Genomic DNA, 21874 nt, shown 5'->3' with positions numbered 1-21874 from the left:
GGGGAGGACATCGTGTCCGACCTACCCCTGATCCAAGCGGATCGCGCCGTGCCGCCGTCGGCGGCGACCACCTCCACGGGTGGTCGTCGCCGGCGGCTACGGCTCCTGTCCCCCACCGACCGCGTGGTCATCACGCTGATGGTGCTCGTCCCACTGCTGCTCGTCACCGCGCTCGTCTGGCTGCCGGCCCTGGCGACCGTGGTGCTGTCCGGCACCGACTGGGATGGCATCGGTCCACTCAACGAGATCGAGTTCGTCGGCGGGCGCAACTACAGCGACGTGGTGAACATCTACCCGCCGTTCGTGCCCGCGATCCAACACAACCTGCTCTGGCTGGCCGTGCTGTTCGTGGTCGCCACGCCGTTCGGCATGTTCCTGGCCGTGCTGCTCGACAAGGAGCTGCGCGGCAGCCGCTTCTACCAGACGGCGCTGTACCTGCCGGTGGTGCTCTCGCTGGCGCTGATCGGCTTCGTCTGGCAGCTGCTCTACTCCCGTGACCAGGGCCTGATCAACGCCGTCCTCGGCACCGGCACCGACTGGTACGGCGACTCGAACGTCAACATCTGGGCGGTCATGGTCGCCTCCGGTTGGCGACACGTCGGCTACATCATGCTGCTCTACCTGGCCGGGCTGAAGGGCGTCGACCCGTCGCTGCGCGAGGCCGCCGCCGTCGACGGCGCCTCCGAGGTCCGGACGTTCTTCCGGGTCGTCTTCCCGGTCATGCGACCGATCAACATCATCGTGCTGGTGGTGACCGTGATCGAGTCGCTGCGCGCGTTCGACCTGGTCTGGGTCGTCAACAAGGGCCGCAACGGCCTGGAGTTGATCTCCGCGCTGGTCACCCAGAACGTGGTGGGTGAGGCGAGCCGGATCGGCTTCGGCTCGGCGCTGGCGACGATCATGCTGGTCGTCTCGCTGGTCTTCATCACCATCTACCTGGCGACCGTGATGAGGGAGAACCGGGAATGAGCGTCGACACCCCGATCCGCCGACGCAAGCTGACCCCGCTGCGGATCCTGCTGCACGGCTTCCTCATCGCCGTGGCGCTGATCTGGCTCTTCCCGATCGCCTGGGCGGTCCTCACGTCGTTCCGCTCGTACCAGTACACCGCCGCCAACGGCTACGTCTCGTTCGGCGGCTGGACCATCGACAACTACGTCACGGCCTGGGATCAGGCGGAGTTCGGCAAGCACTTCCTCAACTCGGTCTACATCACGGTGCCGGCGGTGCTGCTGACGCTCCTGCTCGCCTCCTGCGTGGCGTTCGTCATCGCCCGGTTCAGCTGGAAGATCAACCTGCTTCTGCTCGGGGTGTTCACCGCCGCCAACCTGCTGCCGCAACAGGCGCTGCTCATCCCGCTGTTCCGACTGTTCACCGAGGTGCCGCTGCCGGAGTTCATGAGCGACTCCGAGCTGCTCTACGACAGCTACTGGGGCCTGATCCTGATCAACGTCGCCTTCCAGTGCGGGTTCTGCGTCTTCGTGCTCAGCAACTACATGAAGGCGCTCCCGCACGACCTGTACGAGGCGGCGATGGTCGACGGCGCGAGTGTCTGGCGGCAGTACTGGCAGATCACCATGCCGCTGTGCCGGCCGGCCCTGGCCGCGCTGGCCACCCTGGAGGTGACCTGGATCTACAACGAGTTCTTCTGGGCCACCGTCCTCATGCGTACCGGCGACAAGTTCCCGGTGACCAGCTCGCTCAACAACCTGCGCGGCCAGTTCTTCACCGACAACAACCTGGTCTCGGCGGGCAGCGTGCTCGTCGCGATCCCCACCCTCGTGATCTTCTTTATGCTCCAGCGGCACTTCGTCCGGGGCCTGACCTTGGGAGCCTCCAAAGGATGACGATCCTGCACCTGCGCCGCGGGCGGACCAGCCTGGTACTCGACGCGCGCGGCCCGGGGCTGCCCCGCATGGCGCACTGGGGTGGCGACATCGGCGACCTGGACGACGACGGCCTGCGCCACCTCGTGGACGCCACCGTGCCACCGGTGGTGCCGAGCAGCTTCGACGAGCCACCCGTGCTGTCGCTGCTGCCCGAGGCGAGCGCCGGTTGGAGCGGCCGACCCGGGTTGGCCGGGCACCGCGACGGGCGGGACTGGTCCACCGCGTTCCGGCTCGACGGCCTCGCCGTCGACGAGCCGGCCGACGCCCCGGCCCGGGTCACCGTACGGGCGTCGGATGAGTCCGCCAGGCTGTCCCTGACCATCGAGATCACGCTCGACCCGTACGGCCTGCTGACCGTCCGACACCAGCTCCGCAACGACGGCGACGGCGCGTACGAGGTGCGGGAGCTGACCCCGGTGCTCCCGGTGCCGGCGGTCGCCACCGAACTGCTCGACCTGACCGGTCGCTGGTGCCGCGAACGCTCCCCGCAACGGCACCCGTGGCAGCACGGCGCGTGGGTCCGCGAGGGGCGGCACGGTCGCACCGGGCACGACGCCACACTGCTGCTGGTGGCCGGCACCGCCGGGTTCGACTTCGGCCACGGCGAGATCTGGGCGGTGCACACCGCGTGGAGCGGCGACCACCTCACCGTCGCCGAACGCCGGCCCACCGGCGACTCCACCCTCGGCGGCGGGGAGCTGCTGGCCCCCGGCGAGATCCGGCTCGCCCCCGGCGAGGCGTACGAGACTCCACTGCTCTACGCCGTCTGGTCCGACGAGGGGCTGGACGGACTCAGCGACGTACTCCACTCGCATGTGCGGGCGCGGCCCGGACACCCGCGATCGCCGCGCCCGGTCACCCTCAACGTCTGGGAGGCGGTCTACTTCGACCACGACCTGGACCGGCTGCGGGCCCTCGCCGACCGCGCCGCGCAGATCGGCGTGGAACGGTTCGTGCTCGACGACGGCTGGTTCCGCGGCCGGCGCGACGACACGGCCGGGCTGGGCGACTGGTACGTCGACGAGGACGTCTGGCCCGACGGCCTGCAACCGCTCATCGACCACGTGACCGGCCACGGCCTTCAGTTCGGCCTGTGGGTGGAACCGGAGATGGTCAACCCCGACTCGGACCTGTACCGCGCGCACGCCGACTGGCTGCTGACCCTGCCGGGTCGGCTGCCGCCCGCCTGGCGCCGGCAGCAGGTGCTCGACCTGGGCCGCCCCGAGGCGTACGACTACGTGCTGGAACGCCTCGACGCGCTGCTCACCGAGCATCCCGGGATCAGCTACCTCAAGTGGGACCACAACCGGGACCTCACCGAGGCGGGGCACCACGGCCGGCCCGGGGTGCACGGGCAGACCCTCGCGGTCTACCGCCTCCTCGACGAGCTGCGTCGACGTCACCCCGGCGTGGAGATCGAGAGCTGCTCGTCCGGGGGCGCCCGGGTGGACCTGGCCATCCTGGCCCGCACCGACCGGGTCTGGGCCAGCGACTGCAACGACGCCCTGGAACGGCTCGGCATCCAGCGCTGGACCGGGCTGCTGCTGCCACCGGAGCTCGTCGGCACGCACATCGGGCCGGAGCGCTCGCACACCACCCACCGCGTACACGACCTGGGTTTCCGGGCGGCCACGGCGCTGTTCGGTCACCACGGCATCGAGTGGGACATCGCCTCGATCAGCGCCGCCGAACAGGCCGAGCTGACCGCCTGGGTGGCGCTGCACAAGCGGCTGCGTCCGCTGCTGCACTCCGGGCGGGTGGTCCGGGTCGACCACCCGGACCCGGCCGTCTGGGCGCACGGCGTCATCGGCAAGGACAAGAGCCGAGCGGTGTACGCGGTGGCCCGGCTCGCCACCTCGGTGGCGCAGACCCCGGGCGCGGTACGGCTACCCGGTCTCGACCCGGCGCGGCGTTACCGGGTGCGCCCGGTCCCGGACGTGCCACCTCCGGCGACGATCGACCTCTCCGGGCCGCCCTGGCTGGCGTCCGGTGTCGTGCTCAGCGGAGCTGCGCTGGCCCGGGTGGGCGTGCAGCTACCCGCGCTGCACCCCGAGCAGAGCGTGCTGTTCGAGGTCGACGAGGTCGGCTAGAAATTTCTTTGTCCGGGGTGTCGAGAACGGTCTCGTCGGCTTCTACCTCAGGGTGAGAGCACCGACCACGGTGCGCGGGCGTGAGGAGCGAGACGATGAAGTACATGCTGTTGATGCAGTTCAGCGCCAGCGGGACCGACTTTCCGGGCATCGACACCTGGACGCAGGACGAGGTCCGGGCGCACGTCGCGTTCATGGGTGAGGTCAACGAGAAGCTGGCCGCCGATGGCGAGTGGGTCGACGCGCAGGGTCTCGGCGGCCCGCAGCAGGCGCGGATCGTGCGCGCCGACGAGGGCGGTGCGCCGGTCGTCACCGAGGGCCCGTTCGCCGAGACGAAGGAGTTCCTCGCCGGCTTCTGGATCGTCGACGTCGACAGCCCGCAGCGGGCGGTGGAGTTGGCCGCGCACATCTCCACCGCGCCCGGACCCGGCGGCCGGCCCCTGAACATGCCGATCGAGGTGCACCCGGTGATGTCCGCTCCGTCGCAGGAGCTGTGAGCGCTGACCGCCGACCTTCGCATCGAGGACCTGCTGCGCGAACTGGCGCCGCAGGTCCTCGGCGTGCTCACCCGCCGGTTCGGTGACTTCGCCACCGCCGAGGACGCCGTACAGGAGGCACTGCTCGCCGCCGCCGGCCAGTGGCCGGCCGACGGGCTGCCGACGAACCCCCGGGGCTGGCTGATCCAGGTCGGCTACCGCCGGATGATCGAGCTGGTCCGCGGCGAGCAGGCCCGGCGTCGCCGCGAGGACCTGGTCACCCGTCAGGACCCGGACGACCGGCGGTACGCGCCGGCCCCGGACGAGGAGCTGGCCGCCGAGCGGGACGACACCCTGGTCCTGCTCCTCCTCTGCTGCCATCCGGCGCTCGCCCCCACGTCGGCGGTCGCGTTGACCCTGCGCGCGGTCGGCGGTCTGAGCACCGCCGAGATCGCCCGCGCGTTCCTGGTGCCCGAGGCGACCATGGCGCAGCGGATCAGCCGGGCAAAGCAGCGGATCCGCGCGTCCGGGCTGCCGTTCCGGATGCCCGAGGAGGCGGAGCGGGCCGATCGGCTGGCCGCCGTCCGACAGGTGCTCTACCTGATCTTCACCGAGGGGCACACCAGTACCGCCGGCCCGGACCTACGCCGTGTCGACCTCGCAGCCGAGGCGATCCGGCTGACCCGGGCGCTGCACGTACGCCTGCCCGACGACAGTGAGACCGCCGGACTGCTCGCGTTGCTGCTGCTCACGGAGGCGCGCAGCCCGGCACGAACCGGGCCCTCGGGAGAGCTGATCCCACTGGCCGAGCAGGATCGCAGCCGCTGGGACGCGGCGGCCATCGCCGAAGGCGTCGCACTGGTCACGGCGGCGCTGCCGCGCGGCCCGGTCGGCCCCTACCAGGTGCAGGCCGCCATCGCCGCGCTGCACGACGAGGCTCCCAGCACCGACGCGACCGACTGGCCCCAGATCCTGGCGCTGTACGGCGTGCTGGATCGGTTGGCCGGCACCCCGGTGGTGGCGCTCAACCGGGCCGTCGCGACCGCCATGGTGCACGGGCCCGCTGCCGGCCTCCGGGCCCTCGACGCGCTGACCGACGATCCCCGGCTGGCAGGACACCACCGGCTGCCCGCCGCCCGCGCGCACCTGCACGAGATGGCCGGCGACCGGGAGCGGGCCATCGCGGACTACCGGGATGCCGCTGCCCGCACGAGCAGCCTCCCCGAACAGCGCTACCTCACCATGCGCGCCGCCCGCCTGGCCGATGCTGGGGTGGAACACTCGATGGCTCGACCGCGAACCGAGGACTGAGGGGCCGCATGGCGTACGTGCTGCTGGGAATCGCCATCCTCGCCGAGGTGGTGGCGACCAGCCTGATCAAGAACACCGCCGGGTTCACCCGCGTCTGGCCGACACTTGGCTGCCTGACCGGGTACGCGCTGGCGTTCCTCCTGCTCGCCCAGGCCGTGAAGGAGATACCGGTCGGTGTCGCGTACGCCCTCTGGTCGGGCCTGGGCACCGCGGCCATCGTGGCGATCGGCGCGGTGTTCCTGGGCGAGTCGGTCGGGCCGGTCAAGCTCGTGGGCATCGCTCTGATCATCGCGGGCGTGGTCATCGTCAACCTGACCGGCGAGCAGCACTGACCGCTGTCGGGCACCCGAAGGACGCGATGGCCGGGCCCAGTGCGGGCCCGGCCATCTGGCGTTGGTCGCCGCAGGTCGCTCAGCTGGCGGTGCAGCTCACCTGCGGTGTGGGGTTGGTGCCGTTCCAGCTGCCGAGGAAGCCGAAGGTGGCGCTGGCACCGGCGGCCAGTCGGCCGTTGTAGTCCGCGTTCCGCGCGGTCACCGTGGAACCGCTGCTGGTCAGGGTGGCGTTCCAGGCCTGGGTGACGCTCTGGCCGTTGGTGTAGGTCCACCGGGTGGTCCAGCCGGTGATCGCGTTGGCGCCGGCGGTCACCCGCACCTCGCCCTGGAAGCCGCCCTGCCACTGGTTGGTGATGGTGTACGTCGCCGTGCAGCCACCGGCGGGCGGCGGCGTGGTCGTCGGAGGCGGCGTGGTGGGAGGGGGCGTGGTCGGAGGCGGCGTGGTCGGAGGCGGCGTGGTCGGAGGCGGGGTCGTCGGAGGCGGGGTTCCGCCGAAGACGGTGGCCTCGCGGGACGTCTGCCGGATGCCGTTCACGCCGTTGAAGACCCGCTGCCCCCAGGTGGTCAGGCTCGCCGGGTTGAAGGCGGTAGCCATGTCGAGATACTCGACGCCACCCCCGTTGCCGCTCCACGACCAGCCGAGCCAGCCGATCCCGTTGGCCTGGCTGTACGCGAGGATGGTGTCCTCGTCCGGGTCGCCGTCGGAGTGGTTGAAGCCGAACTCACCGACCACGATGGGCAGCCCCGCCGTACGGAACCGGCCCAGGTAGTCGGTGATCTCGGCAGCGGTGTCGAAGACGCCGTACATGTGGATGGAGAACAGCGTGTTGCGGGCCGGGTCGGCGGCGAAGACCGACGCGGCGTTGTCGCGCATCGTGAACGACCAGTCCTGGCCCCAGTTCGGGGCGTCCACCATGATGGTGTGGGTCAGGCCCCCGGCCCGCAGCCGCTTGATCGCGTTGGCGCTGTCGGTGGCCCAGGACGCGTAGTTCTGGTTGCCGTACGGCTCGTTGCCGATGTTGACGAGAACGTACCGCTCCTGGCCGACCAGCACGTCCTTCAGGCTGAGCCAGTAGTCGACGGCACGGTCCAGGGTGATCGCGCCGCTCTGCTCGCCGTACCCGGTGGTGTCGTGGACCTCCAGCACGCAGATCAGCCGGTTGGCCTTGCACAGCGAGATGACGTTGGCGACGTCGGCGTTGGTGTTCCGGGTCCAGCGGTCGCCGCTGGCGAGCACCACCCGCACGGTGTTCGCGCCGAGCGCCTTGACGTTGGCGAACGAGCTGGTCTGCTGCGGGTACCAGGTGTGCGCGTGGTTGACGCCGCGCATGACGAATTCGGCGCCGTTGGCGTCGTACAGCTTGCCGCCCGCGACGGAGAAGCCGGCCGCGGCGTGCGCCGGTTGACCGAACGCCAGCACGGCGAGCAGCAGCGCGAGCAGGGCGGCGCCGACGGCGGAGAGTCGAGTCTTCATGGCCTTCCTCAGGGAGGACCCCCGATGCCCGGCAGGGGTGGGGTACGACAGGGGAAGGCGGCTGCAGCCCGACAGCCGCCGCCCGACTCCCGGCGGCGCGCATCAGCCTAGGGCGATGGATCAGCCCTCGCAACCGGTTCAGTAGAACGCTCGAAGGGGCGGACGGCCGTGACGGCCCGCGCGGACGCGGGCCGTCACGGGGCGGTCATCCCCACCACAGGATGTGCGCCACACCGAGGGTCTTAACCGGTTAAGAGGACCGTAGGCGGGTCCACCGCATCCGTCAAGCATCGTCCGGGCGAACCGGACGGGAGGGTTGACCGTTGCTGACCTGGGTATCCCGGGACGAACCGTCGGCGAGAAGGAGATAACGGGATGGTGAGCGTCGGCTACACCCTGATGTGCGAGCAGGCCGGACCGAAGCAACTGGTGGACCACGCGGTGCGGGCCGAGGCGGCCGGCTTCGACCAACTGGTGATGTCCGACCACTACTACCCGTGGCTGGACTCGCAGGGCCACTCCCCGTACGCCTGGTCGGTGCTCGGCGCGGTCGCGCACGCCACCTCTCGCGCGGAGCTGATGTCCTTCGTGACCTGCCCGATCCGCCGCTACCACCCGGCCGTGGTCGCCCAGAAGGCCAGCACCATCGGCGCGCTCTCGGATGGGCGGTTCACCCTCGGCCTGGGCGCCGGGGAGAACCTCAACGAGCATGTGGTCGGCGGCTGGCCGCACGTGCAGCAGCGCCACGAGATGTTCGAGGAGGCGTTGCAGATCATCCGTCCGCTGCTCAACGGCGAGACGTTGACCTTCTCCGGGAACCACTTCGACGTACCCGACGCCTACGTCTGGGACCGCCCCGAGCGGCCCGTCCCGATGGCGATCGCCGCCTCCGGCCGGCAGTCCGCCACGCTGGCCGCCGAGTACGGCAACGGCCTCGTCTCCACCGAGCCCGACCGGCACATCATCGAGATGTACGACGACGCGGGCGGCGCGGGCCAGCCCCGGTACGGGCAGGTGGCGATCTGCTACGGCCCGGACGAGGCCGAGTGCCGCAAGATCGTCCACGACCAGTTCCGCTGGTTCGGAATGGGCTGGAAGGTCAACGCCGACCTGCCGGGGCCGGAGTCCTTCGCCGCCGCCACCCAGTTCGTCCGGGAGGAGGACGTCGCCGAGGGCATCTCCTGCGGCCCGGACGTGGAGGCGCACGTCGACGCGTTCCGCAAGTTCGTCGACGCCGGCTTCACGCACGTGGCGATCATCCAGGTCGGCGGGGAGACCCAGCCGATGTTCCTGGACTGGGCGCAGGATCAGCTACTGCCCCGGCTCCGCGAGCTGTGAGCCACCCGACGAGCCGCCGGCGGATCCGGCCGGCCGGGCTCACGCCCGCCGGCCGGTTCGGGCTGGCCGAGCTGCGGCTCGCCCTGGCCGCTCCCCGGCCGGCCGCCGGCCTCACCAGCGACTGGCGGCTCGTCGACGGACTGCGCACCCACACCCGGCGAAGCGCCCAACCGGACGCCGGGGCCACGCCCGTGGTGCTGGTGCACGGCCTCGCCGTCTCGCACCGCTATCTCACCCCGCTGGCCGTCGCGCTCGCCAGGACCCACCCGGTGTACGTGCCGGACCTGCCCGGCTTCGGTCTGAGCGACCACCCCCGGGGCGCGTACGACGTCGCGCGGCACGCCGACCACCTGGCCACCTGGCTGGCCGCGTATCGGCTGCCGCCGGTCTGCCTGGTGGGGCACTCGTTCGGCGCGGAGGTCGCCGCCGCGGTCGCCGCGAACCATCCGGACGCGGTACGCGCGCTGGTGCTCGCCGGGCCGACAAGTGACCCGGTCGCCCGGTCCCGACGCGCCCTGTTCGGCCGGTGGCTGGTGGACACGTTGCGCGAGGCTCCGCTGCAGGCGCCCATCCTGGTTCGGGACATCTGGGACGCCCGGCCCTGGCGGGTCTTCGCGACGCTGTCGCACTCGGTGCGCAACACGATCGAGGCGGATCTCGTGCGGATCACCACGCCGACCCTCGTGTTGGCCGGTGAGCGCGACCCGGTGGTGCCGGCGCGGTGGCGCGACCAGGCGAGCCGGCTCGTGCCGGACGCCGACCTGACCGTCGTACCGGGCGCCGCGCACAACCTGGTCACCACCGCGCCGACGGCAGTCGCGGACGCGATCCGCCATCTGCTCAGCCCGCAGCCCGCACTCACGGACAGGTGAACCTCATGCGCTTCGGAAACACGGAGATCCGCCCGCTCGGTGGTGGACTCGGCTGCCTTCTGATGATCCTCTTCTCGATCGTGGCCTCGGTGGTGCTGACCGTGCTGCTCAACCTGGTGCTCTGAGGCGTCGTCAGCGGCGCAGACCCAGTGCGCTCAGCACCTCGCGGGACGCCACCCGGGCCGGGTCGAGCACCGCGCGCCGGGTCCAGCGGGCCGCCGGCGTGACGGTGGCCCGCCAGCCCGCGCGCAGGCCACGCGCCACCGGTACGACCGTCACCGACCAGACCCAGCGGATGCCCGACAGCAGCGGACGTACGGTGTGCCGCCACAGCCAGCGCAGCCCCAGCCCGACCGGGCGCAGCAGCAGTCGGTAGACCCACCGCAACAGCCAGCCGGCGGTCCGCCACGCCCCCACCAGCGCGGCCACGGCCAGCCGGCCGAACCCGACGACGAGCCACCAGACTCCCCGCGCCAGGCCGACCCCGACCCACCGGGCTCCCCGTGCCAGCGCGACGAGCGCGGCGCCCACCGCCCCGGCGAGCACGGCGACGCCGCGCCACAGCAGCCGTCCGGCGGGGGCGAGGGCCGCGCCCAGCCAACGCAGCGGCCGCACGACCAGGTGCTTGGCCAGCCAGACCAGCACCCGGCCCAGGGCCACCAGAGGTGGGCGCAGGCCATGGCGGGCCAACCACACCAGCGGCGTCCAGAGGATCGTGCGGACCGTCCAGGCGAAGGCGTACGCCAACCACACCAGCGGCAGCCAGACGAGCGTGCGGGCCACCCAGGCCACGCCGCGCCCCAGCCACACCAGCGGCACCCAGACCAGATTGCGGGCCACCCACGCGACACCCCGGGCCAGCCACACCAGCGGCACCCACACCAGGTTGCGGGCCACCCAGCGCAGGGGACGCCACAACAGATGGTCGGCGCACCAGAGCAGCGGACGCCACACCAGCCGGTCCAGGGCCCAGACCAACGGGGCCACCAGCCAGTCGCGCAGGAACCGCCCGACCGGGGTCAGCAGGTACCGGCCCAGCAGCCGGCCGGCAGCCGCGATCAGCTCCCAGAGCAGGCGTACCGGCAGCACGAAGACCAGCGCGACACCGCGCGCGACGGCCGCGACGAGCGGCAGTGCGACGGTGTCCGGCTCGGTCGTGCCCACCGCCGACGGAGCGAGGGCCGCGAGCGTCACCGTCGGCGAGCCCGGCCGGTCGGTCGGCGGCCCGGGCAGCGGCGGACGGAGGGTGCGGCGCTCGGTCACGGTGGGCACGGTAGCCCGACGGCGCCATCCGCCGGGGCCCCGACGCGGTCACAGGTCGATGGTGGCCAGCAGTGGATAGTGGTCGGAGGCCGTGTCCGTCGTCGCGTCGCGGATCACCCGGCAGTCGCGCACCCGCTCGGCCACCGCACGGCTGCCCAACAGGTAGTCCAGGCGCATCCCGGCGAACTCCGCACCGCCGAACCGGGTGGGGACGGTCAGACCCGCGGCCTCCGGCGCGTCGTCGTTGGCGGACGGCCACAGGTCGACCAGGTCGGCGGCGAGCAGCCGGGCGACCGCGCGGGTGTCCACGGCACCGCCGCGCCGACGGAGGTGCCGTCGCTGGTAGAGAGCGGGCAGGCCGTCCAGACGAGCGGTGTGGTCGACCGTCGGGTCGAGCGAGTTGAGGTCACCGGCGAGCAGGGTCATCGGCCCGGGGGCGCGGCGCAGGGCAGCGACCAACCAGTCGACCTCCATCCGTCGACGGCCTCCGGAGTACGGGTACAGGTGGGTGCCGACAACGGTGAGCGGCCCGGCCGGGGTGGACACCACGACGCGGGCGGCGGCGTGGTGGAACGGCCGACGCAGGGGCCCCGCGGCGAGCACCCGGTACGGCGGCCGGACCAGCACCGCCACCGGCTGCCCGAAGCAGGACCGGGCGAGGTGGGGCGTCATCCCGACCCGGTCCGCAATGGTGTCCATCAGCCCCGACCGGTCGAAGCCGCGCAGCTCCTGCAACGCCAACACGTCCGGCGCCTGCTGGTCGACGACCTGGACCACCCGATCCAGCCGGTCGGAGCCGCCACGGTCCCGGCCGCCGGTACGGATGTTCCAGGTCATCACCCGCAGCATCGCGGTGCTCAGTCCGGTCGGCCGGCCCGCGCCAGCTCGTCGTCGAGGGTGTCCACGTCCTCCGACTCGATGGCCGGTTGGTTGCCCTCCGCCAGGTCGGCGTTGGGGCGGATCACGAAGTAGAGCAGGCCGATCCAGAGCGCGGAGAGCAGGATCGCGCCCATGAAGTCGGTCGGATGGTGCATCCCCCGGTACATCCGGGAGGTGGCGACCCCGGCCGGCATGATCACGGCCAGCGCCACGAAGATCCACCGCCACCAGCGGTCGGTACGCGGGAACACGATCAGCGTCATCGCCAGCCAGACGCAGATCGTGGCCGCGATGTGCCCGGACGGGAACGAGGAGGTGGGCATCTGCCCGTCCAGGTTCTCCACCGGCGGACGCGGCCGGCCGACCACGTGCGCCGAGGCGAGGAAGAGGGTCAACTCACCGACCATCGCCAGCACCACGAACAGCACGGGCCGCCACCGCCGCCACACCGCGAGCACCAGCGGGCAGAACACCAGCGAGATGAGCAGGATGGCGTGGGTGTCCCCGAACTTGCTCCACCACCAGCTCACGTCGGTCAGCACGTCGGTGCGCCGGTCGGCGAACCAGCGCGGAACCTCGGTGTCCAGGGTCGCGAAGAAGGTGCCCTTGGCGTGGTAGCTGACGAACATGCCGAAGCCGTACAGCGCGCCGAACACCAGCACCCAGCCGACCAGCAGCTCGGCCACCGCCGAGCGGGGGTGCGCCAGCACCCGCTCCTCGGCCGGGGCGATGGAGATGTCGTGCCCCGCCTCCGGCTCCAGCCCCTCCGTCAGCGGCGGCACCGGCTTGCCGCGCTCGCGCCGCCACAGCCGGAAGGCGTACGCGGTGACGCCCAGCCAGGCGGCACCGAGCAGCCAGGCGCCCAGCACGTCGGAGACGAAGTGCACGCCCAGCGAGATCCGGGTCAGCCCGATCAGCACCACCAGCACGCCGACGCCGACGATCGCGGGCTTGCGCCAGCGGGGTGCCATCGCCGGCAGGAACACCAGCAGCAGCGCCCCGTACGCGACGATGGAGCCGAGGGCGTGCCCGCTCGGGAAGCTGTTGCCGGGAGCGCTGGCGACCGGGACGTCCACCACCGGGCGGAGTCGACCGACGAGCGCCTTGAGCGACGGGTCGAGGATCAGCCCGCCGACCCCCGTGACGATCAGGTAGACGGCCAGCCGGGGCTGCCGCCGGATCAGCAGACCGATCGCGGGGATCGCGACCAGCCAGATGAGGATCGGCCGGCCACCCAGGTCGGTCACCGCCTGCAGCACGGTCACCAGCGCGTGGTGTGGGGCGACGAGCGAGTTGAACCACTCGGCGAGCTCGTGGTCGGCCTGCTGCAACGGGCTCCAGCGGAAGCGGACGAGCAACAGCAACAGTCCGAACGCCGCACCGGCGCCGATGACGGCGACCAGACCGGCGATGCTCCGTTCGGCGAAATGACCGATCGGACGCCGAGTCACATCTTTGACCGCGGTCACCCCGCACCTCCCTTGTCGTACCTGGCGAGGCGAGGTACCCGATCCGCGTCCGGCGTACACCCGAACGCGCTCAGAGCGCGGTCATGTCCCCGGTGTCGAACAACTCGGCGCGGTCGGCCTCGGGTTCCCACAGGTCGGGCTGCGCCGGCTCCTGCACGCCGATCCGCAGCGCCTCCAACTGGGCGGCGAAGGCCAGCCCGCCGAAGAGCGCCATGCCGGTCAGGTTGGCCCAGAGCAGCAGCGCCATCATGCCGGTCAACGCCCCGTACGTCTGCCCGAAGCCCTCACTGAACTTGACGTACGCGGCGAGCAGCAGGCTGGCGAGCCACCACAGGGCCGTGGCGATGCCGGCGCCGAAGAACAGCCACGACAGGCCGGGCTGGTTGCGGCGTGGCGCGTGCCGGAACAGCACCGCCACGGCGAGCACGGTCAGACCGAGGCTCAACGGAAACCGGATCACGTTCCAGATGATGTTGGCGGTCTCGCCCCACTCGTAGTGCTCGCGCACCGAGTCGCCCATCGCGCCGCCGCCGACGAGGATCAGGAAGCCGGCCAGCGCGGGCAGGCCGGCGGTGACCGCCAGGACGGCCGCCCGTAGGTACTTCCAGAGGGCCGGACGGTCCCGCTCGACGCCGTAGATGCGGTTGGCGCCACGCTCGATCTGGGCCATCGTCGTGGTCAGCGCGACCAGACCGGTGAGCAGACCCAGGGTGAGCGCCAGCTCCCCCGCGTCCTCGACGCGTTCGCCCTCGCCGAGCAGCTCGCCGACCACCTCGGCGCTCTGGCCGGGGGTGAGCGCCAGCACGGTGTCGGCGACGACCCGGCCGCCCTCCTCGACGCCCAGCTCGCTGATCAGACCGGTGAGCGCGATGAGGAACGGCACCACGGCCAGGCAGAGCTGCAACGCGAACGCGCGGGAGTGGCTGAACCCGTCGCCGTAGCGGAACCGGATGAACGCGTCCCGCAGCAGGTGCCAGCCGCCCTTGCGGCGCAGTGTGTGCCAGGCGTCGTCGGCCGACAGCTCCTGGTCGGCCATCAGCCGGGTCTCCGGCACCATCCGGGTGCTACTCACGGCGCGCTTCCTCGATCAGCTGCTCGCCCCGCTCCCCGGCGCCCTGTGCGTCGACGGACAGGTCGGGAGCGTCCTCGGGCTGCGGAACGCAGAGCCACAACGCCTGCGGCCGGATCTCGGCGCGGAGCTGCCGTCCGGGGGCGATGAGGTCGCCATCCAGCTCCCGTGGCTGCGGGCGGTTGCTGCTGACCACCACCGTCCGGCCGCGGAAGACCTCCATCTGCGGCACCTGGCCGCTGCGGCGGACCACGGCCCAGCCGAGCGCGAGCCAGTGCCGCAGGTTACGCGGGGTGAGCACGGCGACGTCGAGCCAACCGTCGTCCGGCTCGGCCTCGGTCAGCAGGGTCACGCCGCCCTGGAGCCGGCCGACGTTGGCGATCAGCACCGAGCGGGCCCGGCGGCGCACCGGCGGGCGGTCGTCGATGCGGATCTGCACCCGCATCGGCCGGTCCCGCAGGTGCTTCACGGCACCCATCACGTACGCCGGCCAGCCGATGCGGGCCTTGGTGGTCTCGTTGGTGGCGTCGAGCATCTGGGCGTCGAAACCCATGCCGGCCATCACGGTGAAGTACTGGTCCTCCACCGCACCGACGTCGAGCAGCCGCCGACCGCGTTCGACGGCGACCTGGAGCCCTGCCGGGAGGTCGGTGGAGAGGCCGAGGTTGGCGGCGAGCAGGTTTCCGGTGCCCTGCGGCAGGACGGCGAGGGCCACGTCGGTGCCGACGAGCGCGCTGACGCAGGACATCACGGTGCCGTCGCCGCCGCAGGCGAAGACCAGGTCGACGCCGTCCTTGACGGCCTGTTCGGTCTGGCCCCGGCCGGGATCGTCGACGGTCGTCTCGAACCACTGCGGCTCGGGCCACCCGGCGGCGGCGAGCGCGTCGTTCACGGTACGGCGCAGCTCGTCGAGATCGGTGACCTTCGCCGGGTTGACCACCACGGCGGAGCGCAGCCCGCCGTCGCCACCTGAGGGGCGCCTGTCCTGTCCAGCATCCACGGCGTCAGTGTGCAGCACCGGGCCGCTCTCAGCGACCCGGCGAACCGCAGGCGTCGGAAGTGCCACAGACAGGTTTCAACGCGCGGGTGCCCGTCACGCCGCCGCGCGCAGCGCCGCCTCCACCCGGCGACGCAGATCGTCGAGATCGACCCCGGCCTCGGTGAGCACCAGCGCGCCCAGTCCCTGGCCCTCACGCAGCACCCCGAGCAGGATGTGCTCGGTGCCGATGTGCTTGTGCCGCAGCCGCAGCGCCTCCCGCAACGACAGCTCCAGCGCCTTCTTCGAGCGGGGCGAGAACGGGCCGCCCAGGTAGCGGCGACGCCCCCAGCGGCGACGCGGGGCCGGCACCGCCTCGCGCAGCGCGTCGGGGCCGAAGGACTGTTCGATGCGGGCCACGATCGCGGCGAGGTCGATGCCGATCTCGCGCAGCGCCGCCGCGTCCGCGTCGCCGAGGCCGGCGCCCCCGCTCGTGGTGTGCCGCCGGACCCGCTCACGCAGGTCGTCGGCGCGGACCCCGGCGTCGGCCAGCACCCGGCCGGCCAGGCCGTCCTCGTCGGCGAGCAGGGCGAGCAGCAGGTGTTCGGTGCCGACCGGCCGCTGGCCCTCGGCCCGGGCCTCCTCGAGCGCCCGACGCACCACGCCTCGCGCCCGGTCGGTGAACCGTTCGAACATCACGCCTCCCAGGTTGAGTTGACCGCCGGTCGCCCGGCGTGCTTCTTGTGCACCGCCTGCCGGCTGACCTCGAGCGCGTCGGCGATCTCCTGCCAGGACCAGCCCTGTCGCCGGGCGTTGTCCACCTGGACCACCTCCAGTCGCTCGAGCAGCCGGCGCAGCGCGCGGACGGCCCGGAGCCCGACCCGGGGGTCGGTGCTGCCGGCTGCCGCCGCGAGTTCCGTTGCCTGACTCATGCTGTCAACATACGTTGACAGCGCCCGTTCGTCAACATTCGTTGACACCGCGAGCCCTGGTTCGCGTACCCCATGGGTCGATCCCACCCACACGCCGCAGTCATCCGACTACCCTCGGTGCAGGGACAGCGTGGTCGTGCCGGGCGCGACGCCCGGGAGGTGGTATCGGATGGCGGCATCGGCCGACGCGGAGGTGCTGGTCGGCCTCGGCTCGGACGGTGACCTACCGGTCGTGGAGCAGGCCGCCCAGGAGGCCGCCGGCCACGGTCGGCCCCTGCACCTGGTGCACACCTTCGACTGGCACGCCGCCTTCGCGGCGGACACCGTGGCCGCGCCCCGCAACGCCGCCGAGAGTCTGATCACCCGGGCGGCTCAGCTCGCCCACCAGGTCGAACCGGGTCTGACCGTGCGCGCCGAGATCGTCGAGAGCGCCATGCTGCCCACCCTCATCCGCCGGTCCGAGACGGCCTTCCTGCTGGCCGTCGGGGACAGCGGAATGGCCGGCAGCGGTCAGTGCGTACCGGCCGACACGCCCGCCGTGCAGTTGGCGGCGCGGGCCAACTGCCCGCTGCTGGTGGTCCGCCGCGAACCGCCGCCGCAGGGACCGGTCCTGGCCGGAGTGGACGGCTCGCCCAGCTCCCACCTCGCCCTACGGTGGGCCGTCGAGTGCGCCGCCCGACGCGGCGCGCGCCTCGTGGCCCTGCGGGTGGTGGAGAGCGACGAGGACACCGACGCGGTCACCGAGCAGCTCGGCGAGGCGTTGGCCCGCCACGTCGACCGGCACGCCGGAGTGCCCACCGAGTGCCGGGTCGTGCGCGGCGACCCCGCGCAGGTGCTCATCGACACGTCACGGTCGGTCCAGATGGCGCTGGTCGCCGCCCGCGGCGACGAACCGGGACGCGCCATGCTCGGCGCGGTCGCCCAGTCCCTGCTCTACCACTCCCCCGCCCCGGTGGTCGTCGTACGCGGCCTGGCCGAGGTGCCGCTCCCCGGGCCCGACGCCCACCCGATCCGGGACCAAGGACCCTGACCGACCACGTCCGCGGCGGCGAGGCTGGACGGCGGACACCCACCCCCTACTCGCGAGAGGCAGCATCATGGACACCGCTGAAGACGTACAGCGCGCACTCACCCACGACGAGCTGCGCCGGCTGGACGCCTACTGGCGTGCCGCGAACTACCTCACCGTCGGGCAGATCTACCTGCTGGGCAACCCCCTGCTGCGCGAGCCGCTGACCCCCGACGACATCAAGCCCCGGCTGCTCGGGCACTGGGGCACCAGCCCCGGGCTCAACCTGATCTACGCCCACCTCAACCGCGTGATCGTCGCCCGCGACCTGAACGCCATGCTGGTCACCGGCCCCGGGCACGGCGGCCCGGCCATCGTGGCCAACACGTGGCTGGAGGGCACCTGGTCCGAGCGCTACCACGACGTCGCACGCGACGAGACCGGCATGGCCCGGCTGTTCCGCCAGTTCTCCTTTCCCGGCGGCATCCCCAGCCACGTCGCGGCGGACGTGCCAGGTTCGATCCACGAGGGCGGCGAGCTGGGGTACGCCCTGAGCCACGCCTACGGCGCCGCGTTCGACCACCCGGATCTCGTGGTCGCCTGCGTGGTGGGCGACGGTGAGGCCGAGACCGGCCCACTGGCCGGCAGTTGGCTCTCGAACGTCTTCCTCAACCCGGCCCGGGACGGCGCGGTGCTGCCCATCCTGCACCTCAACGGCTACAAGATCGCCAATCCCACCGTGCTGTCCCGGATCCCCGAGACGGACCTGCTGGACCTCATGCGGGGCTCGGGTTACGAGCCGTACGTGGTGGCCGGCGACGACCCGAGCGTGGTGCACCGCACGCTCGCGGCCACCCTGGACCGGGCACTGGACGAGATCGCCACGATCCAGCGCGGGGCTCGCTCCGGCGGCGTCGTCGAGCGTCCCCGCTGGCCGATGATCATCCTGCGGACGCCGAAGGGCTGGACGGGACCACGCGAGGTCGACGGTACGGAGGTGGAGGGCACCTACCGCGCGCACCAGGTGCCGCTGTCCGGCGTACGCGACAACCCGGCGCACCTGGCCGAGCTGGAGCGCTGGCTACGCAGCTACCGACCGGAGGAGCTGTTCGACGCCACCGGAGCGCCGGTCGACGAGCTGCGGACCCTGCCGCCGCACGGTGACCGGCGGATGAGCGCCAACCCGGTCACCAACGGCGGAGTGGTCCTGCGCGACCTGGCCCTGCCCGACTTCGGCGAGTACGGCGTGGACGTACCCGAACCGGGTCAGCCGATGGCCGGCGCGACCGGGGTGCTCGGTCCGTGGATCCGCGACGTGATTGCCGCCAACCCGCAGACGTTCCGGCTGTTCGGCCCGGACGAGGTCGCGTCCAACCGGTTGGGCGCCGCCTTCGAGGTGACCGACCGCGTCTGGATGGCCGCCACGGTCCCCGGGGACGACCATCTCTCCCCGGACGGCCGGGTCATGGAGGTGTTGTCCGAGCACCTGTGCCAGGGCTGGCTGGAGGGTTACCTGCTGACCGGCCGGCACGGCGTTTTCACGAGCTACGAGGCGTTCATCCACATCGTCGACTCGATGCTCAACCAGCACGCCAAATGGCTGAAGGTGACCCGGGCCATCCCCTGGCGACAGCCGATCGCCTCGCTGAACTACCTGCTGTCCAGCCACGTCTGGCGGCAGGACCACAACGGTTTCTCGCACCAGGACCCGGGCTTCATCGACCACGTGGTCAACAAGAAGGCCGAGGTGGTCCGCGTCTACCTGCCGCCGGACGCCAACACCCTGCTGGCCACCATGGACCACTGCCTGCGCAGCCGGCACTACATCAACGTGGTCGTGGCCGGGAAGCAGCCGGCGCCGAACTGGCTCACCGTCGACGAGGCGATCCAGCACACCCGCCGCGGCCTCGGCATCTGGGAGTGGGCCAGCAACGACGACGACTGCGAGCCGGACGTCGTTCTCGCCTGCTGCGGCGACGTGCCCACCCTGGAGACCCTGGCCGCCGCCGACCTGTTGCGCCAGCACCTGCCGGAGCTGAAGGTGCGGCTGGTCAACGTCGTCGACCTGATGCGCCTGCAACCGGACACCGAACACCCGCACGGCCTGCCCGACAAGGAGTTCGACACCATCTTCACCCCGGACCGACCGGTCATCTTCGCCTACCACGGTTACCCGTGGCTCATCCACCGCCTCACCTACCGCCGGTCCAACCACGAGAACCTGCACGTACGCGGCTACAAGGAGGAGGGCACCACCACCACCCCGTTCGACATGGTGATGCTCAACGACCTGGACCGGTTCCACCTCGTCATCGACGTCATCGACCGGGTGCCGGGGCTGGGCGCGCGCGCCGCGCACCTACGCCAGCAGATGGTCGACGCCCGACAGGCGGCCCGCGACTACACACGCCGGTACGGCGAGGACGACCCACAGGTCGCCGAGTGGCGGTGGGTCCGCGAGACCGACCCGACCAACCCCTGAAGGAGGACGACGTGCGGGACGCGGAGATTCTGGTCGGCTACGACGGCTCGACCGACGCGTCGGTGGCCCTCGACTGGGCGTTGGACGAGGCCGAGCGCAGCGGTCAGCCGGTGCGGCTGGCGTACATCTTCGAATGGCTGACCGTGGCCAGTTGGGTCGGTCCGGGCGTGGCGCCCGGCATCTGGCCGGACGACACCGCCCGGCGGCAGGTCGACGACCTGGTCCGCAAGGCCGCGGCGGACGCCGCCGCCGCGCATCCCGGCCTGACGGTCACCGGCGAGGTGTACGACGGACCACCCGCCCTCGTGTTGCAGGAACGCTCCTCCGACGCGGGGATGCTGGTGCTCGGCAGCCGGGGTCACGGCGGGTTCGGCGGGCTGCTGGCCGGCTCGACGGCGGTGGCGGTCGCCGCGCACGCCCACTGTCCCGTCGTCATCGTCCGCGACGGCGCGGCCCACGGCCCGGCCGACCCCGTGACGGTCGGGGTGGACGCCTCCGAGCCGTCGCTGGTGGCACTCGGCTTCGCGGCCGAGCGGGCAACCCAACGACGGGTACCGCTGCGCGTGCTGCACGCCTGGACGCCGGGCCCGGGTGGGGCGGCCGGGACGCCCGACGAGCGGGCGGCCGTCGAGGAGGCGGTCGCACCCTGGCGGCGGACGTTCCCCGAGCTGGAGGTCACGGTCGACCTCGTCGCGGGCAGTGCGGCGGCGACGCTGATCGAGGCGAGCCGGTCGGCCCAGTTGGTGGTGGTCGGCAGCCGGGGACGGGGCGGGCTGGCCGGGATGCTGCTCGGCTCGGTCAGCCAGCAGGTCATCCAGCACGCCGGCTGCCCGGTCGCCGTCGTTCGGGAACGCTGACGCCCAGCCCCACCGGCACCCCGGCGGGGCAACGATGAAACGACAACCCACCACGCTAAGGAAGGGCCCCTTTCTCACGCCTGATGCATAGGAAGGGCCCCTCCTTACACGTCAGGAGGTCAGGCACGATGGTCGAGACGGAAAGGTCGTGACGATGAGTCAGGAAAGTTCGCTGACCACCGCGCTGGCGGAGGCCGCCGCCACCGCCGGCCACGCCCCCTCGGTACACAACACGCAGCCCTGGCGTTGGCGGGTACTCCCCGAGGCGCTGGAACTGCACACGGTCGCCGACCGACAGCTCGCGGCCGGCGACCCGGAAGGGCGGCTGCTGGCGGTCAGCTGCGGCGCCGCCCTGCACCACGCCCGGGTGGCGCTGGCTGCTGAGGGCTGGCGCGCGGTGGTGCGCCGCCTGCCCGACCCGGGCGAGGAGAGCCTGGTGGCCCGTCTGACCGACCTGACCCGGACCGAGGCCGATCCGGACGCCATGCGCCTCGTGCAGTGCATGTCGGTGCGGCACACCGACCGACGGCCGGTCAGCGACGAGCCGGTGCCCAACGACGCGATGGGGGAGATCACCCGGACGGTCACCGCCGAGGGCAGCCGCCTGCAGATCCTCGACCGCGACCAGGTGCTGGAGCTGGCCGCCACGGCCGGGCACGCCGGCGCGGTCGAGGCCGAGGACCCGGAGCTGCGCGCCGAGCTGGCGTACTGGACGAGCCGCGCCGACACCGGCACCGGTCTGCCCGCCGACGTGCTCCCCGCGGAGCCGCCACAGACCACCGTGCCGGGCCGCGACTTCGGCCGCCCCGGCAGCCTGCCGATCGGTCCCGGCCACGACCGGATGGCGGTGTACGCGCTGCTGCACGGCGACGAGGACGACCGGGACAGCTGGCTCCGTGCCGGTGAAGCCCTCTCCGCCGCCTGGCTGACCGCGACCCGGCTCGGCGTGTCGGTGGTACCCCTCAGCGCGGTCGTCGAGGTCCCCGGCACCCGGCAGACCCTGCGTCAGGTGCTCTCCGGCATCGGCTTCCCGTACCTCGTGCTGCGCCTGGGGATCGCGGACCCGGCGCACGCGGGGCCGCCGCACACCCCGCGACTGGCCAGCGAGCAGGTGGTCGACACCTCCGCGGTGCGCGGCGACCAGGCCTGACGGGGC

At 72.2% G+C, this 21874-nt stretch carries 20 protein-coding genes; 12 read left to right on the top strand and 8 right to left on the bottom strand.

The genetic code is table 11. The features are described from left to right. The first annotated feature begins 12 nt into the window (after positions 1–12). The 6 genes from ACIA3K_RS19750 (at position 13) to ACIA3K_RS19725 (ending at position 6098) form a co-directional block, all read left to right on the top strand. Positions 13–969, top strand: coding sequence for a carbohydrate ABC transporter permease (locus ACIA3K_RS19750; RefSeq protein WP_396802729.1), 957 nt, complete (start codon positions 13–15; stop codon positions 967–969). Continuing rightward, a complete protein-coding gene (locus tag ACIA3K_RS19745) occupies positions 966–1847 on the top strand; it encodes a carbohydrate ABC transporter permease (protein ID WP_396802727.1) in 882 nt (293 codons plus the stop codon). The genes ACIA3K_RS19750 and ACIA3K_RS19745 overlap by 4 nt, the downstream gene beginning before the upstream one ends. Continuing rightward, on the top strand, positions 1844–3979 hold the full coding sequence (locus ACIA3K_RS19740) for an alpha-galactosidase (protein WP_396802725.1): 2136 nt from the start codon (positions 1844–1846) through the stop codon (positions 3977–3979). Before ACIA3K_RS19745 ends, ACIA3K_RS19740 begins: the two co-directional genes overlap by 4 nt. A 95-nt stretch (positions 3980–4074) precedes the next feature. Further along, positions 4075–4476, top strand: a complete 402-nt coding sequence (locus ACIA3K_RS19735) for a YciI family protein (RefSeq protein WP_396802723.1) — start codon at positions 4075–4077, stop codon at positions 4474–4476. A 3-nt stretch (positions 4477–4479) separates the two neighbouring features. Then, complete coding sequence (locus ACIA3K_RS19730) at positions 4480–5766, top strand: RNA polymerase sigma factor (protein ID WP_396802954.1); 1287 nt, start codon at positions 4480–4482, stop codon at positions 5764–5766. An 8-nt stretch (positions 5767–5774) separates the two neighbouring features. Further along, positions 5775–6098, top strand: coding sequence for a DMT family transporter (locus ACIA3K_RS19725; protein ID WP_396802721.1), 324 nt, complete (start codon positions 5775–5777; stop codon positions 6096–6098). 79 nt (positions 6099–6177) lie between these two features. On the opposite strand, the gene ACIA3K_RS19720 is transcribed toward ACIA3K_RS19725, so the two are convergent. Next, positions 6178–7572: a cellulase family glycosylhydrolase gene (locus tag ACIA3K_RS19720; protein ID WP_396802720.1), complete on the bottom strand. Its 1395-nt coding sequence runs from the start codon at positions 7570–7572 to the stop codon at positions 6178–6180. 375 nt (positions 7573–7947) lie between these two features. Here ACIA3K_RS19720 and ACIA3K_RS19715 point away from each other — a divergent pair, with 375 nt between their 5' ends. Together ACIA3K_RS19715 and ACIA3K_RS19710 are read left to right on the top strand one after the other, a co-directional pair. After that, positions 7948–8910, top strand: coding sequence for a TIGR03557 family F420-dependent LLM class oxidoreductase (locus tag ACIA3K_RS19715; RefSeq protein ID WP_355051801.1), 963 nt, complete (start codon positions 7948–7950; stop codon positions 8908–8910). Further along, a complete protein-coding gene (locus ACIA3K_RS19710; protein ID WP_396802717.1) occupies positions 8907–9782 on the top strand; it encodes an alpha/beta fold hydrolase in 876 nt (291 codons plus the stop codon). The genes ACIA3K_RS19715 and ACIA3K_RS19710 overlap by 4 nt, the downstream gene beginning before the upstream one ends. A gap of 132 nt (positions 9783–9914) precedes the next feature. Here the strand turns inward: ACIA3K_RS19710 and ACIA3K_RS19705 are convergent, their stop codons facing one another. From ACIA3K_RS19705 to ACIA3K_RS19675, 7 genes are all read right to left on the bottom strand, one after another. Continuing rightward, a complete protein-coding gene (locus ACIA3K_RS19705; protein WP_396802716.1) occupies positions 9915–11045 on the bottom strand; it encodes a hypothetical protein in 1131 nt (376 codons plus the stop codon). A 48-nt stretch (positions 11046–11093) separates the two neighbouring features. Continuing rightward, complete coding sequence (locus ACIA3K_RS19700; RefSeq protein WP_396802714.1) at positions 11094–11894, bottom strand: endonuclease/exonuclease/phosphatase family protein; 801 nt, start codon at positions 11892–11894, stop codon at positions 11094–11096. Between the two features lie 8 nt (positions 11895–11902). Next, positions 11903–13393, bottom strand: a complete 1491-nt coding sequence (locus ACIA3K_RS19695) for a phosphatase PAP2 family protein (RefSeq protein WP_396802713.1) — start codon at positions 13391–13393, stop codon at positions 11903–11905. Positions 13394–13463: 70 nt separating this feature from the next. After that, positions 13464–14465 (bottom strand): YihY/virulence factor BrkB family protein, encoded by a 1002-nt coding sequence (locus tag ACIA3K_RS19690; RefSeq protein WP_396802712.1) that lies wholly within the window; start codon positions 14463–14465, stop codon positions 13464–13466. Next, a complete protein-coding gene (locus tag ACIA3K_RS19685; protein WP_396802710.1) occupies positions 14458–15462 on the bottom strand; it encodes a diacylglycerol/lipid kinase family protein in 1005 nt (334 codons plus the stop codon). The genes ACIA3K_RS19690 and ACIA3K_RS19685 overlap by 8 nt, the downstream gene beginning before the upstream one ends. Positions 15463–15555: 93 nt before the next feature. Then, positions 15556–16134, bottom strand: coding sequence for a Clp protease N-terminal domain-containing protein (locus ACIA3K_RS19680; protein WP_396802952.1), 579 nt, complete (start codon positions 16132–16134; stop codon positions 15556–15558). Next, complete coding sequence (locus ACIA3K_RS19675; RefSeq protein ID WP_396802708.1) at positions 16134–16370, bottom strand: helix-turn-helix domain-containing protein; 237 nt, start codon at positions 16368–16370, stop codon at positions 16134–16136. Before ACIA3K_RS19675 ends, ACIA3K_RS19680 begins: the two co-directional genes overlap by 1 nt. Positions 16371–16539: 169 nt before the next feature. On the opposite strand from ACIA3K_RS19675, the gene ACIA3K_RS19670 reads away from it, so the two are divergent. The 4 genes from ACIA3K_RS19670 to ACIA3K_RS19655 all read left to right on the top strand — a co-directional run bounded on the left by ACIA3K_RS19670 (position 16540) and on the right by ACIA3K_RS19655 (position 21868). Continuing rightward, complete coding sequence (locus tag ACIA3K_RS19670) at positions 16540–17400, top strand: universal stress protein (protein ID WP_396802707.1); 861 nt, start codon at positions 16540–16542, stop codon at positions 17398–17400. Positions 17401–17467: 67 nt separating this feature from the next. After that, positions 17468–19861 carry a phosphoketolase gene (locus ACIA3K_RS19665; RefSeq protein ID WP_396802706.1) on the top strand — a complete coding sequence of 798 codons (2394 nt, stop codon included), beginning with the start codon at positions 17468–17470 and terminating at the stop codon, positions 19859–19861. A gap of 11 nt (positions 19862–19872) precedes the next feature. Further along, positions 19873–20718, top strand: coding sequence for a universal stress protein (locus ACIA3K_RS19660; protein ID WP_396802705.1), 846 nt, complete (start codon positions 19873–19875; stop codon positions 20716–20718). Positions 20719–20872: 154 nt separating this feature from the next. Continuing rightward, positions 20873–21868, top strand: coding sequence for an Acg family FMN-binding oxidoreductase (locus tag ACIA3K_RS19655; RefSeq protein WP_396802704.1), 996 nt, complete (start codon positions 20873–20875; stop codon positions 21866–21868). Positions 21869–21874: the final 6 nt, after the last annotated feature.

It is taken from the genome of Micromonospora sp. NPDC051543, from assembly GCF_044454415.1.
In the GTDB taxonomy this organism is placed as follows: Bacteria; Actinomycetota; Actinomycetes; order Mycobacteriales; family Micromonosporaceae; genus Micromonospora.
This window is presented reverse-complemented; position numbering and strand designations above follow the sequence as displayed.